Below are 13,955 nucleotides of genomic sequence, written 5' to 3'. Positions count from 1 at the left end.
GCCTGGAGAGAGTTTCTTCGCAGATTCTAGCGGAGAGTGCACAATGCGGGGGCGCGCAAGCGGCTTGGCCGCATAGTTCTGAAAAATGAAAATCCTTGTCGCATCCGCAAAAGAGTTTTAGCATCCCGCTTTTTATAATGTCGTACCACCCGTGGCCGCCTGGTTGCGGCCGTACCTCTATACATTGATAGGGAATGCCATGAACGCAAAGCTTGATTCGACTGTTACCACCCGCCCTGTCACCCGGCAGACTTTTGACGAAGTACTGGTGCCAACCTACGCGCCGGCCGCGATGGTGCCCGTGCGCGCATCGGGCCTGGACCTGTGGGACCAGAACGGCAAGCACTACCTGGACTTCACCTCCGGCATCGCCGTGACGGCGCTGGGCCATTGCAACCCGGTGGTGGTCGAGGCCCTGACCAGACAGGCCAACACCGTGTGGCACCTGGGTAACGGCTACACCAACGAGCCGGTGCTGCGCCTGGGCATGGCCCTGACCGAAGCGACCTTCGCCGACCGCGCCTTCTTCTGCAATTCCGGCGCCGAAGCCAACGAAGCGGCCCTGAAGCTGGCCCGCAAGCACGCCCATGCCAAATTCGGCGAGCACAAGTCGCGCATCGTGTCGTGCTTCAGCTCCTTCCACGGCCGCACGCTGTTTACCGTGTCGGTCGGCGGCCAGTCCAAGTACACCGAAGGCTTCGAGCCGCTGCCGCCGGCGATCGACCACATCGAATACAACAACATCGAAGCGGCGCGCGCCGCCATCGGCGACGACGTCTGCGCCGTGATCGTGGAACCGATCCAGGGCGAGGGCGGCGTGGTCCCGGGCGACCAGGCCTTCCTGCAAGAGCTGCGCGACCTGTGCGACAAGACCGGCGCCGTGCTGATCTTCGACGAAGTGCAGTCCGGCGTGGGCCGCACCGGCGAGCTGTTCGCCTACCAGGGCTACGGCATCACCCCGGACATCCTGACTTCGGCCAAGGCGCTGGGCAACGGCTACCCGATCGGCGCCATGCTGACCACCAACGAGCTGGCGGCGGCGCTGGGCGTGGGCAGTCACGGCACCACCTACGGCGGCAACCCGCTGGCCGCCAGCGTGGCGCTGACCGTGGTGAGCATCATCAACCAGCCGGCCTTCCTGGCGCGCGTGAAGGAGGCGTCCGCCAAGCTGGTGGCGCTGCTCGAAGGCGTGGCCAAGGACTACCCGGCCATGCTGTCGACGGTGCGCGGCAGCGGCCTGCTGCTGGGCGTGGTGGTGGCCGACGCCTGGAAGGGCAAGTCGAAAGACATCCAGAAGGCGGCCGAAGCGCAAGGCCTGATGGTGCTGATCGCCGGCACCGACGTGGTGCGTTTCGCGCCCGCGCTGGTGGTGAGCGACGAGCAGATCGCCGAAGCCGGCCGCCTGCTGCGAGTCGCGCTCGACAGCCTGGCTTGATGTGTCGTTCCCGCGAATGCGGGAACCCATACCTGGCTGGCAAATGCTGGCGGTGTATGGCTTCCCGCCTTCGCGGGAATGACATGCCGTCGCCAGCATCCGTAAGTTGAAAACAAAGGAGTCCCCATGTATGTTGTCCGTCCGGTAGAACTTGCGGATATCGCGGCGCTGGAAAAGCTGGCTGCGGTAAGCATGCCGGGTGTCCATACCTTGCCCAAGACGCGCGACAAAATCGCGCTGGCGGTCGAGGCTTCGATCGCATCCTTCAGCGCCCACGTCGATATCCCGAGCGAGGAATCGTACCTGTTCGTGCTCGAATCCCTGGCCGACCGCAGCATCGCCGGCACCGCCTCCATTTTCGCCTCCGCCGGTTCCAACGGCACTTATTTTTCGTTCCGCAACGACGTGATCCAGCAGGTCTCGCGCGACCTGAACATCAGCCATAGCGTGCACGCCCTGACGCTGTGCTCCGAGCTGACCGCGTATTCGCAGCTATCCAGTTTCTACGTCGATGAAGCCGTGCAGGACCGTCCCGAGGCGGCCCTGCTCTCTCGCGCGCGCCTGCTGTTCGCCGCCATGGCGCCGCAGCGCTTCGCGGACCGCTTCTTCGTCCCGCTGGCGGGCGTGACCAGCGCCGAGGGGGAGTCCCCGTTCTGGGACGCCGTCGGCCGCAAATTCTTCCAGATGGATTTCCTGGACGCCGAACGCACCATAGGCGGCGCCCGCAACCGCACCCTCATCGTCGAACTGATGCCGCACTACCCGGTGTATGTGCCGCTGCTGCCGGGCGACGCCCAGGCGGTGATGGGCCAGATCCATCCGTCCGGCGAACTGGCCTTCAACCTCTTGACGGCCGAAGGCTTCGAAGCGGACGACTACATCGACATCTTCGACGGCGGCCCCATCCTGCAGGCGCACAAGCACGCGCTGCGCACCTGCACCTCGTCGCTGCAGCGCACCGTGGCCACGCCGCGTCCTTCGCGCGCGGGCGAACCGCTGGTGCCGTACGCGGTGGCCGCGAACGCAGGCCAGGAATTCCGCGCCGTGGTGGTGGCGGTGCCGGCCATCGAAGGCGGCGTCACCATCGCCCTGCCGCTTGAAGTGCAGGAAACGCTGCAGGTCGCCGAAGGCGGCAACGTGATTTGCGTCCGCCTCTAAGTCCGATTTTTTGTGAGAAACCTATGCTAGTAGTACGCGCCATACAAGCCACCGACCTGGACGCCCTGTATGACATGGCCCTGCAGGTCGGCTCGGGCATGACCACGCTCAAGCCGGACATGACGATGCTGGGCGACCGCCTGGCCATCGCCGTCGCGTCCTTCGCCGAAACCATCCCGCCCGAACAGCGCGACTACATGTTCGTGATGGAAGACACCGCAAACGGCCGCCTGGCCGGCGTGTGCGCCATCAAGGGGGCGGTAGGCCTGGATGAGCCGTTCTACAACTACCGCATCGGCACCCTGGTGCACTCCAGCCGCGAACTGAAGGTGTTTACGCGCATGGAGACGCTGTACCTGTCCAACGACCTGACCGGCAGCACCGAGCTGTGCTCGCTGTTCCTGAACCCGGACTACCGCACCGGCAACAACGGCAAGCTGCTGTCGAAATGCCGCTTCCTGTTCATCGCCCAGTTCCCGCACCTGTTCACCGAAAAACTGATCGCCGAGATGCGCGGCTACCAGGAGTCGTCCGGCCGCTCGCCGTTCTACGAAGGCCTGGGCCGCCATTTCTTCAAGATGGAATTCGACCATGTGGACCAGCTCACCGCGCAGGGCAAGAAGTCCTTCATCGCCGAGCTGATGCCGCGCCAGCCGCTGTACGTGGCCTATCTGCCGCAGGACGCGCAGGACGTGGTGGGCAAGGTCCACACCTCCACCGCGCCCGCGCGCCGCCTGCTGGAGCAGGAGGGCATGCACTTCGAGGGCTACGTCGACATCTTCGACGCCGGGCCGGTGCTGCAGGGCCGCGTGTCCGAACTGCGGGCCGTGCGCGACAGCGCGCTGTCCGTGGTCGATGTCGATTCGGACATGACACATGCCTGCGCGCCGCAGCTCGAACCGCTGCTGGTGTCGAACACCACCCTGAAGGATTTCCGCATGATCCTGTCCGAAGCCGCCTCGGTGAGCGGCAGGATAGACCTGTCCGCCGGCGACCAGAAACTGCTGCGCGTGCGCGCGGGCGACGTCGTGCGCACCCTCACACTTAACGCTAGGAAGAACAGCAATGTCTGAACAAGCCCTGAACAACACCTTGAGCAACTTCATTGCCGGTGCGTGGTCCGCCGGCCACGGCGCCGAACTGGCGACCGTCGACCCGTCGAACGGCAGGCAGACCTGGGCCAGCCGCGAAGCGACCGCCGAGGACGTCGCCGCCGCCGCGCGGGCGGCCCGCGGCGCCTTCGAAGGCTGGGCGCTGACTCCGCTGGCGCAGCGCGTGGCCATCGTCACCCGCTTCCGCGACCTGCTCAAGGAAAACGCCGAAGAGCTGGCGCTGCTGATCGCCGAGGAAGTCGGCAAGCCGCTGTGGGAGGCGCGCACCGAAGTGACCACCATGGCCAACAAGGTGGACATCTCGATCCAGTCCTACGGCGCCCGCACCGGCGAGACGCGCAGCAAAGTGGCCGACGGCGAAGCCGTGCTGCGCCACCGTCCGCACGGCGTGTTCGGCGTGTTCGGCCCGTACAACTTCCCCGGCCACCTGCCCAACGGCCACATCGTGCCTGCCCTCATCGCCGGCAACACGGTGGTGTTCAAGCCGAGCGAATATGCGCCGCGCACCGCCGTCAAGACCGTGCAGCTGTGGCAGCAGGCCGGCATTCCGGCCGGCGTGGTCAACCTGGTCAACGGCGGCCGCGACACCGGCATCGCGCTGGGGCAGAACAAGGATATCGACGGCGTGCTGTTTACCGGCAGCAGCCAGACCGGCGCCGCGCTGCACCGCCAGTTCGCCGGCCAGACCGGCAAGCTGCTGGCGCTGGAAATGGGCGGCAACAACCCGCTCGTGGTGTGGGACGTGAAGGACGTCGACGCCGCCGTCTTCATGGCCGTGTCGTCTGCCTTCATCTCGGCCGGCCAGCGCTGCACCTGCGCGCGCCGCCTGGTGGTGCAGACCGGCCCGGCGGGCGACGCCTTCGTACGCCGCCTGGTGGACGTGGCCTCGAAACTGGTGGTGGGCGCCTCCAGCGCCGAGCCGCAGCCCTTCATGGGCCCCGTGGTGTCGGCGCCCATCGCCGCGCGCCTGGTGCAGGCGCAGCACGACATGGTGGCCAAGGGCGGCAAGCTGCTGCTGGAAATGAAGCAGCTGCAGGAAGGCACCGGCTTCGTCTCGGCCGGCATCGTCGACACCACCAGGGCGGTCGGCATTCCGGACGAGGAATGGTTCGGCCCCTTGCTGCAGATCGTGCGCGTGGACGATTTCGACAGTGCCATCAAGGTTGCCAACGCCACCGAGTACGGCCTGGCCGCCGCGCTGATCTCGAACGACGAAGCGCTGTGGACCAGGTTCCAGGCGCTGGTCCGCGCCGGCATCGTCAACTGGAACCGTCCGACCACGGGCGCGGCCAGCAGCGCGCCGTTCGGCGGCGTCGGCAAGTCCGGCAACCACCGTCCGAGCGCATACTATGCTGCGGACTACTGCGCCTACCCGGTCGCGTCGATCGAGAACGGCGTGCTTGAAATGCCGGCCAAGCTGTCGCCCGGCATGAACTTCTAAGGAACCGACACCATGCGGCAAGCACGCGAATTCAACTTCGATGGCCTGGTAGGCCCGTCCCACAACTACGCCGGGCTCTCCTTCGGCAACGTGGCTTCATTCAACAACGTCAAGAGCGCGTCGAACCCGAAGCAGGCCGCCTTGCAGGGCCTGGCGAAGATGCGCGCGCTGGCGCAGCGCGGCTTCGCGCAGGCGCTGCTGCCGCCGCAGGACCGTCCGAACTTCCGTTTGCTGCGCAGCCTCGGTTTCAGCGGCAGCGACGGCGACGTGCTGGCCAAGGCCTACCGGGAGTCGCCGGTGATCCTGGCCTGCGCCTATTCGGCCTCGCCGATGTGGACCGCCAACGCGGCCACCGTCAGCCCGTCGGCGGACACCGGCGACGGCCGCGTGCACTTCACGCCCGCCAACCTGAACAACAAGCTGCACCGCGCCTTCGAGCACGCGCAGTCGGCGCGCAGCCTGCGCGCCATCTTCAGCAATCCGCGCCATTTCGCGGTGCACGACGCGCTGCCCGGCACGCCCGCTTTCGGCGACGAGGGCGCGGCCAACCACACCCGCCTGTGCGCGGACCACGGCGCCGATGCGGTCGAGATGTTCGTCTACGGCCGCGTGGAGTTCGACGCCGCCGCGCCGGCGCCCAGGCGCTTCCCGGCGCGCCAGACGCTGGAGGCCTCGCAGGCCGTGGCCCGCCTGCACGGCCTGGCCGCCGAACGCACCGTCTACATCCAGCAGAATCCGGACGTGATCGACCAGGGCGTGTTCCATAACGACGTGATCGCGGTCGGCAACGCCAACGTGCTGTTCTACCACGAGCAGGCTTTCGCCGACGAAGCGGCCACCCTGGAGCGCTTGCGCGCGGCCATGGCCGGCGTCGGCGCCGAGCTGCAGGCGGTGCGCGTCGACACCGGCGCCGTCGCCGTGGCGGACGCGGTGCACAGCTATCTGTTCAACTCCCAGCTATTGTCCAAGCAGGGCGGCAAGATGGCGCTGGTGATACCGCAGGAATGCCAGGAAAACACCGCGGTGGCGCGCTACCTGGAAGGCCTGGCCGCCGGAGGCGGCCCGGTCGATGAACTGATCCACTTCGACCTGCGCCAGTCCATGCGCAACGGCGGCGGCCCCGCGTGCCTGCGCCTGCGCGTGGCGCTGACGGACGAAGAGTCGTCCGCCATGCACCAGGGCGTTATCATGACCGAAGCGCTGTACCATACGCTGGTTGCCTGGGTGGAGAAGCATTACCGCGACCACCTGGAGCCGAAAGACCTGGCCGATCCCGCGCTGGCGCTGGAAGTCCACGCCGCACTGGAGGAGCTGAGCACCATCCTCGGCTTGCCGGACCTGTATGATTTGTAAAAATTGATTTTGTTCCCATATTGGGTTGCGGGGCGATCCCCCGCAAAGTACCGTACCGAGTAGCAGCCGCCAGCCAAAAGCCGCGACGGCGCCGACCAACATACTGGAGAAGCAACGATGACACAAATGCCACAAGACCTGCGCAAACAGACGCTGGACCTGATCAACGCGAACAAATCGGCCGACAGCGGCCAGGTTGGCGCCCTGATCAACGCCTGGCTCGCCTCCATCGACGAAGAAGACCTGGCGGGCGTCGCCCCGGACAGCCTGGTACCGGCCCTGTGGGAAGGCTTCGCGCAGGCGGCCAGGCGCAGCGGAGCGGGTGTGCAGATCGCCAAATTGCGCTACGCCGACGGCCGTGGCAGCATGGCGACGGCCTTGCTGATCCTGAATGATGACATGCCCTACCTGGTGGACTCCATCGTCATGGCACTGCGCAAGCAGCGCCTGATCGCCAACGGCGTGCTGAACGCGGTGCTGCCGGTGGCCCGTTCGGCCGACGGCGTGGCGACCTCGGTCGGCGCCGGCGCCAGCGCCGACGCGGCCGGCGGCAAATTCGAATCCTATGTGCTGGTCCTGCTGGCGGAAGACCTGGCGGAAAACGACCTGGCGGCCCTGGTGGCGCGCCTGGAAATGGTGGCCGGCGACGCGGCCGTCGTGCGCCGCGACCTGGAAGCGATGAAAGAGCGCCTGGGCAGCGTGGGCGCGGCCGCTGCCGCCAACGGCGGCGAGCAAGGCCAGGAAGTGGCGGCCTTCCTGGAATGGGCGCGCACCGAGGGCTTTGAACCGTTCGGCTACGCCTACTACCAGGTCAAGCCGGGCGTGCGCGAACTGGAACGCGACGTCCCCAGCCGCATCGGCGTGCTGCAGGACACCGCGCACCCGGTCTACGGCAGCTGCCTGGCCAACATCCCCGGCGACTTCGACACCTTGTCCAAGCGCCCGCATTCGCTGTCCATCGTCAAGGCCGACGTGGAAGGCACGCTGCACCGCGACCAGCAGCTCGACTTCATCGGCGTGCGCAATACGGACGCCAACGGCGCCATCCTGGGCGAACACTGCTTCGTCGGCCTGTTCACCCGCGCCGCCACCATCACGCCGCTGACCCGCATGCCGTTTGCGCGCGGCCGCATCGCGCAGGTGCTGCAGATCGCCGGCGTGCGCAAGGAAGGTTTCCGCGCCGAGAAATTCGTCGAGATCCTGGAATCGCTGCCGCGCACCGAAGCGCTGGAAGCCGAACCGCAATGGCTGGCCGACGTGTGCGGCGCAGTCGTTTCCCTGTACAAGCAACCGCGCACCAAGGTCTTCGCGCGCCGCGACGTCTATGCGCGCCACCTGAACGTGCTGGTCTACCTGCCGCGCGAACGCTATAGCGCTTCCGTGGCGCACGCGCTGGCCAAGGCCCTGCAGCAAAGCTCGGGCGCCTCGCACGTCAGCTCGCAAACCCTGGTGGCCGACGGCCCGCTGGCCCGCGTCTACCTGATCGCCCACGCCGCCCGTTATCCGCTGGACCTGGAGTCCGACATCCAGCGTCCGCTGCTGTCCATCCTGGACGGCTGGCACAACAGCTTCTCCGCCCTGGCCGACGCGGTCGGCGAGGAATCGACCCGTTCCAGCCTGCGCAAACTGTGCGCCACGCTGCCGGTCGACTACGTCAGCGCCACCGCGCCCGCCGTGGCCTTCCACGACCTGGGCGCCTTGCTGCACAGCGCGGCGGGCCGCGTCACCGCGCGCGTCGAGCTGGCCTCGGCCGGCAGCGCCGCCACCACCATCCGACTGTACTCGGTGGAGCGCGTGCCTTCGCTGTCGAACATACTGCCGGCGCTGCACAACGCCGGCGTGTCCATCGACCGCGAACAGACTTATGCCATCCACACCGCCGACGGCAAGCGCCATTTCGTCACCAGCCTGCTGGCCGACGCGGACAGCGCCGCCAAGCTGGCGCAGCCCGGCGTGGCCGAAGTGGTGCAGGAACTGGTCACCTCGCTGTTCAACAACGAAGCCGAAGACGGCCGCCTGAACGGCCTGGTCATCGAAGGCGGCTTGAGCACCCGCCAGGTACAGCTGGTGCGCGCCTATATGAGCTACTGGCGCCAGACCGGCAGCCGCTTCTCGGTGCGCTACATCGCCGAAACGCTGCGCAAGCAGCCGGTGCAGGTGAAGGAACTGGTCGACGCGTTCGAGCAGCGCTTCAACCCGGCGCTGCCGCAAGCCGAACGCGCGGCGGCGCTGGACAAGCTGGCCGGCATCAAGTCCGGCCTGGCGTCCGTGAACCACGCCGACACCGAGGAAATCCTCGCGGCCATGGTGGACCTGATGAGCGCGACGCTGCGCACCAACTACTACCAGAACAAGCAGCAGGGCGACAAGATCATCTTCAAGTTCGACACCAGCAGCCTGTCGCTGGTGCCTGAACCGCGTCCTTTCCGCGAGATCTTCGTGTTCTCGCGCCGCTTCGAAGGCGTGCACCTGCGCGGCGGCCCTGTCGCGCGCGGCGGCCTGCGCTGGTCGGACCGCATGGAAGACTACCGCACCGAGGTGCTGGGCCTGGTGAAGGCGCAGATGGTGAAGAACGCCGTCATCGTGCCCGCCGGCGCCAAGGGCGGCTTTGTTTGCAAGATGATGCCGAAGGACGCCGTGCGTGAAACCATCGCCGCCGAAGGCGAAGCGGTCTACCGCCTGTTCATCGCCAGCCTGCTGGAAGTGACCGACAACCGCGTGCTGGGCAACATCGTCCCGCCTGCCGACACCGTCTGCTACGACGGCGCCGATCCTTACCTGGTGGTGGCGGCCGACAAGGGGACCGCGACCTTCTCCGACATCGCCAACGGCATCGCCGTGCAGCGCGGCTTCTGGCTGGGCGACGCTTTCGCGTCGGGCGGCTCGAACGGCTACGACCACAAGAAAATGGGCATCACCGCCAAGGGCGCGTTCGAAGCGGTCAAGCGCCACTTCTACGAGATGGACCACAACATGGAAACCACCCCGTTCACCATGACGGGCGTGGGCGACATGTCGGGCGACGTGTTCGGCAACGGCGCGCTGCTGTCGAAGCAGATCAAGCTGCTGGCCGCGTTCGACCACCGCCACATCTTCCTGGACCCGAATCCGGACACCGCCGTCTCCTTCGCCGAACGCCAGCGCATGTTCGCGCTGCCGCGCTCCTCGTGGGAAGACTACAACAAGGAGCTGATCTCGGCCGGCGGCGGCGTGTTCCCGCGCAACGCCCGTGCCATCGAGCTGTCGCCGCAGATCCGCGCCGCGCTGGACATCGCCGAAACCTCGCTGCCGCCGGAAGAGCTGATGCACCGCATCCTGCTGGCGCCGGTGGACCTGTTCTACAATGGCGGCATCGGCACCTACATCAAGTCCTCGGCCGAAACGCACGCGCATGTGAAGGACCGCGCCAACGACAACATCCGCGTCAACGGCAATGAGCTGCGCTGCAAGATCGTGGCCGAAGGCGGCAACCTGGGCGCGACCCAGGCCGGCCGCATCGAATTCGCGCTGTCCGGCGGCCGCATCTTCACCGACGCGATCGACAACTCGGCCGGCGTGGATTGCTCCGACCACGAGGTGAACGCGAAGATGTGGCTGGACGTGGAAATGAACGCCGGCCAGCTGACCGAAGCGGACCGCAACCGCATCCTCAACGAAATGACCGGCGACATCGAGCGCCTGGTCCTGCGCGACAATACGCTGCAAACCCACTTGCTGGTGCGCGAGCAGCAAGCGCAGTCCGATGCTTCGGTGCAGGACGGCTACGCCGCGCTGATCGCCAGCCTGGAGGAAGAGGGCGCGCTGTCGCGCGAACTGGAACAGCTGCCGACCGTGGCCGAACTGGCGCGCCGCAAGCTCGATGGCCGCGGCTTGACGACGCCGGAACTGGCGGTGGTCATCGCCAACGTGAAGAACCGCTACAAGCGCATCCTGTCGGCGCTGCCGCTGACGGACGAGAGCTGGGCCGAGTCGGTGCTCAAGCCCTACTTCCCGGACCTGCTGGTCGCCACCCGCCCGGCGCTGGCGCATCCGCTGGCCAACGCCATCCTGGCCACCGTGCTGGCCAATGAATCGGTGAACCGCTGCGGTCCGCTGATGCTGCGCGAACTGGCCGCCGAACACAGTGTCGACGAGGCCGACGTGATCCTGGCCTGGGGACAGGCATGGTCGGCGCTGAACCTGGCGCCGGTGTTCGAAGCACTGGATGCGGACGCATTGACCGTGCCGCGCGCCGTGTCGGTCAAGGTCGACGCGCGCACCCGCAGCCTGCAGCGCGCCGTGATCCAGGGCGTGCTGGCAGTGCCGGCCGACCTGCTGCGCGCCGGCGGCGGCGTGGCCGAGCTGACCCGCTTGTTCAGCCAGCCCGGGATGCTGAAGCAGCTGGTGCCGGCCGACGGCCAGTCCGAAGCCGATACCACGGCGGGCCTGCGTCCGGAGTTTGCCCACGCATGGAAAGCGGTGGACGCGGTGGAATCGGTGGCGGCTTTCGTATTCGCGGCGCTGTCGGTCAAGCGTCCGGGCGGCATGGACCTGCCGGCCTTCCTGCAAGTGGGCATGGCCCTGCGCAGCCAGACCGGCATCGACACGCTGGAGCGCGGCCTGAAGCTGCCGGCGGCGACCCGCTCGCAAGAGCAGCTGCGCAGCTACGCCCAGCACGCGCTGCGGCGCACGCAGCAGCGCCTGTTGACGCAGGTGCTGTCGCGCGCCACCGACGGCCACGACGCCACCGAGGCGGTGGAGGTGGTGACCAACACGCTGGGCCTGTCCGGCTACGCCACCTCGGCGGACCTGGACCAGGCGATGCTGGACGTGTGGGCGCTGTCCGAAGCCGCCAACGCGGTGGCGGCGTAAGCGCATGGCGGTAGCAGACGACAAGGCGGCGCAAGCCGCCGCTGCCGCCGGAGGCACTTCCGTTCCGGCAGCCGTTGCGGCGGGCGGCTTCCCGGCGGCGGCCGCCGCGGCAGCCATCGCTACGGCCGCGCTGCCTGCTGCTGTGCGGGCGCTGGCGGAAGCTGACTTCAGCGCCGTCTCGGCGCGCTTCACCGCAGCCGGCTTCGCTGTGGCGCGGCCGGCCGACGGCATACTCACCATCAAGCATGCCGAGGCGTCTGCCACGGCGCCTGCGCGTCCATCGGTGCTGATCTCGGTCGGTGTGCACGGCGATGAAACCGGACCGATCGAAGTCGTGGCCTACCTGCTGGATGCCTTGTCTCGTCAGGCGGCTGCGCTGGCGGTGGACCTGATGCTCTGCGTCGGCAATATCGGCGCCATCCGCGCCGGCAAGCGCTTCATCGATGCGGACTTGAACCGCATGTTCCGCACCGACCGCGGCACGCTGGAAGGCACGGCCGAAGCCGCGCGCGCCGACGTGATGGTTGCCGCCACCAGCGCCTTCTTCAAGGGCGCGGGGCCGGTGCGCTGGCACCTGGATCTGCACACTGCGATCCGTCCCTCCGTCTATCCGACGTTCGCCATCGTCCCCGAGATCATCGAGGAAGGCGCGCGCACGAAGTTGATCGCCTGGCTGGGGCAGGCGTCGATAGGCGCCGTCATCATGAACCCCAAGTCGGTCGGCACCTACAGCTACTACTCCGCCGAGCACCACGCGGCGGCCGGCACCACGGTGGAGCTGGGCCGCATCGGGACCCTGGGCCAGAACGATCTGGCGCAGTTCACCGAAGCGTCGCAGGCGCTGGACGACCTGCTGCGCGGCGCCGCGCCGAAAGCGGCCGCGCAGGCGCCGCACGTGTACGGCACGGCGCAGCAGATCATCAAGCTGAGCGACCAGTTCCAGATGGCCTTCGGCAAGGACACGTGGAACTTCACGCCGCTCAAGCAGGGCGCCGAAATCGCGCGCGACGGCGACACCGTCTACACCGTCACGCACGCCGAGGAAATGGTGGTTTTTCCCAACCCCGACGTCCGCATCGGCCTGCGCGCCGGCCTGATGGTCGTCCGCCTCGCCTGAGGCGGCTTGCGGCTCCGCAAGCGAGCCGCACAGCCCGCTTGATTTCCCCATTCTTCAGCGTGCAGTGGAATCCTCACTTCAAAGGAGCCTGAGCAGCACATTTGGGTCAAGTGTATGATTCCCGGATCACTCATCATTGAAAGAGGAATACATGTCGATATCCATGTATCAGGCGTCGGTCCCGGCGTTTGTACGCGCGCTGAATGTATTGTCGGCGCTGTTGAAGAAGGGCGAGGAGCATGCGGCCGCGACGGGCGGCGTGCCGGACGTGCTGCTGGGCGCGCGGCTGGCGGAGGACATGATGCCGCTGACGGCGCAGATCCAGCGCGCCAGCGACGCTTCCAAGCTCACCGTGGCGCGCCTGTGCGCCATCGAGGCGCCGAAGTTCGAGGACAACGAGGCCAGCTTCCAGCAACTGCAGGAGCGCATCGCCAACACCATCGCCTTCATCGAGAGCGTGCCGGAAGCGCAGTTCGACGGTGCCGCCGAGCGCGACGTGACGCTCAGTTACGGCAGCTTCAGCCAGCACTTCACCGGCCAGAGCTACCTGCTCACCTTCGCACTGCCGAACTTTTACTTCCATGTCACCACCGCCTACGGCATCCTGCGCGCGCAGGGCGTCAAGATCGGCAAGCTGGACTTTCTCGGCCCCTTCAACTAGAACGGCTCGGGCCCCGGTGGCGATCCCTCGGCCACCGGCCACACCATCTCCAGCTCCATGCCGATCGAACGCGCCAGTCCGTCCAGGTCCGGGAACAGCGTGGCGTTGGTGATGTTCATGCGGTACAGCGATTTCATCGCCTCGTCCCGCATCGCCAGCGGCAGCACGATCTTCTTCAGCAGCGCGCGGCTGTCGCCATAGTCCTCCAGGATCTCGTCCAGCGGCTTGTCCAGCATGCCCGGCACCACCAGCGTGCCCGATTGCGCCACCAGCCGCCGGTCCATCTCGGTCGGTTCGCCGGTCCAGATGATGGCGTTGGTGTTGGGCTGGAACAGCCGCGTGAAATTGCCCGGCACGCGCGGATCGATGTGGTCGCGGTCCATCGCCGGATGGCGGTGCGGCACGGCAGCCCACAGGCGCGGCGTGTTCAGCGCGTAGACGGCGGCGTCGCAGGTGGCGCGCTCGAGCGCGAAGAACACCGCCACGAAGGGCGACTTGGTGAAGTCCAGCAGGCGGGTCGGCGCGCCGTGGTGCTGCATCAGCGCCAGGCAGCGCAGCTCGTTGTCCAGCACGGAGGGATCGTCGAGGTAGTTGTGCGCCTTGCGGCGGAAGATGCGGATGGCGCGCTCCTCGCGCAAACGCCAGCTGGAACGGTCCGGGATGTAGGCGTTCAGGTAGCGCGACAATGAGGTCTGCAGCGGCCAGCGCGTATCCTGCTGGCCACGGAAGGCCCAGCCGTCGAGCTGCGTGCTGAGCGTCATGAATTCGTTCCACGAGCTTACGCTGATCTGTTCCATCGAGTCCCCTTCCATGGCTGTAATCGAGAT

The 13,955-nt window shown here is 67.1% G+C and carries 9 protein-coding genes; 8 read left to right on the top strand and 1 reads right to left on the bottom strand.

From position 1 onward, the window contains the following. Nucleotides 1-199: 199 nt before the first annotated feature. From astC to ACSQ8Y_RS22410, 8 genes are all read left to right on the top strand, one after another. Nucleotides 200-1,435: an acetylornithine/succinylornithine family transaminase gene (gene astC, locus ACSQ8Y_RS22445; protein ID WP_436268639.1), complete on the top strand. Its 1,236-nt coding sequence runs from the start codon at nucleotides 200-202 to the stop codon at nucleotides 1,433-1,435. A gap of 126 nt (nucleotides 1,436-1,561) precedes the next feature. Continuing rightward, entirely contained in the window at nucleotides 1,562-2,593 is a 1,032-nt protein-coding gene (locus ACSQ8Y_RS22440; RefSeq protein ID WP_436268638.1) for an arginine N-succinyltransferase, read from the top strand. 23 nt (nucleotides 2,594-2,616) lie between these two features. Then, a complete protein-coding gene (astA, locus tag ACSQ8Y_RS22435; protein WP_436268637.1) occupies nucleotides 2,617-3,666 on the top strand; it encodes an arginine N-succinyltransferase in 1,050 nt (349 codons plus the stop codon). Then, nucleotides 3,659-5,146, top strand: a complete 1,488-nt coding sequence (gene astD, locus ACSQ8Y_RS22430) for a succinylglutamate-semialdehyde dehydrogenase (RefSeq protein ID WP_436268636.1) — start codon at nucleotides 3,659-3,661, stop codon at nucleotides 5,144-5,146. The genes astA and astD overlap by 8 nt, the downstream gene beginning before the upstream one ends. Nucleotides 5,147-5,158: 12 nt before the next feature. Further along, on the top strand, nucleotides 5,159-6,499 hold the full coding sequence (gene astB, locus ACSQ8Y_RS22425) for an N-succinylarginine dihydrolase (protein WP_436268635.1): 1,341 nt from the start codon (nucleotides 5,159-5,161) through the stop codon (nucleotides 6,497-6,499). 117 nt (nucleotides 6,500-6,616) lie between these two features. Next, nucleotides 6,617-11,350: an NAD-glutamate dehydrogenase domain-containing protein gene (locus ACSQ8Y_RS22420; RefSeq protein ID WP_436268634.1), complete on the top strand. Its 4,734-nt coding sequence runs from the start codon at nucleotides 6,617-6,619 to the stop codon at nucleotides 11,348-11,350. Nucleotides 11,351-11,354: 4 nt separating this feature from the next. Further along, entirely contained in the window at nucleotides 11,355-12,467 is a 1,113-nt protein-coding gene (locus ACSQ8Y_RS22415) for a succinylglutamate desuccinylase (RefSeq protein ID WP_436268633.1), read from the top strand. A gap of 151 nt (nucleotides 12,468-12,618) precedes the next feature. Next, nucleotides 12,619-13,128: a DUF1993 domain-containing protein gene (locus tag ACSQ8Y_RS22410; protein ID WP_436268632.1), complete on the top strand. Its 510-nt coding sequence runs from the start codon at nucleotides 12,619-12,621 to the stop codon at nucleotides 13,126-13,128. Here ACSQ8Y_RS22410 and ACSQ8Y_RS22405 read toward each other — a convergent pair. After that, the gene (locus ACSQ8Y_RS22405) at nucleotides 13,125-13,925 is read right to left on the bottom strand and encodes an FRG domain-containing protein (RefSeq protein ID WP_436268631.1); all 801 of its coding nucleotides are present in this window, start codon (nucleotides 13,923-13,925) and stop codon (nucleotides 13,125-13,127) included. The genes ACSQ8Y_RS22410 and ACSQ8Y_RS22405 overlap by 4 nt on opposite strands. Nucleotides 13,926-13,955: the final 30 nt, after the last annotated feature.

It is taken from the genome of Pseudoduganella sp. LjRoot289, assembly GCF_964252925.1.
Taxonomy (GTDB): domain Bacteria; phylum Pseudomonadota; class Gammaproteobacteria; order Burkholderiales; family Burkholderiaceae_D; genus Rugamonas.
The sequence above is the reverse complement of the archived record's forward strand: the minus strand, read 5'-3'. Positions and strand labels throughout refer to the sequence as shown.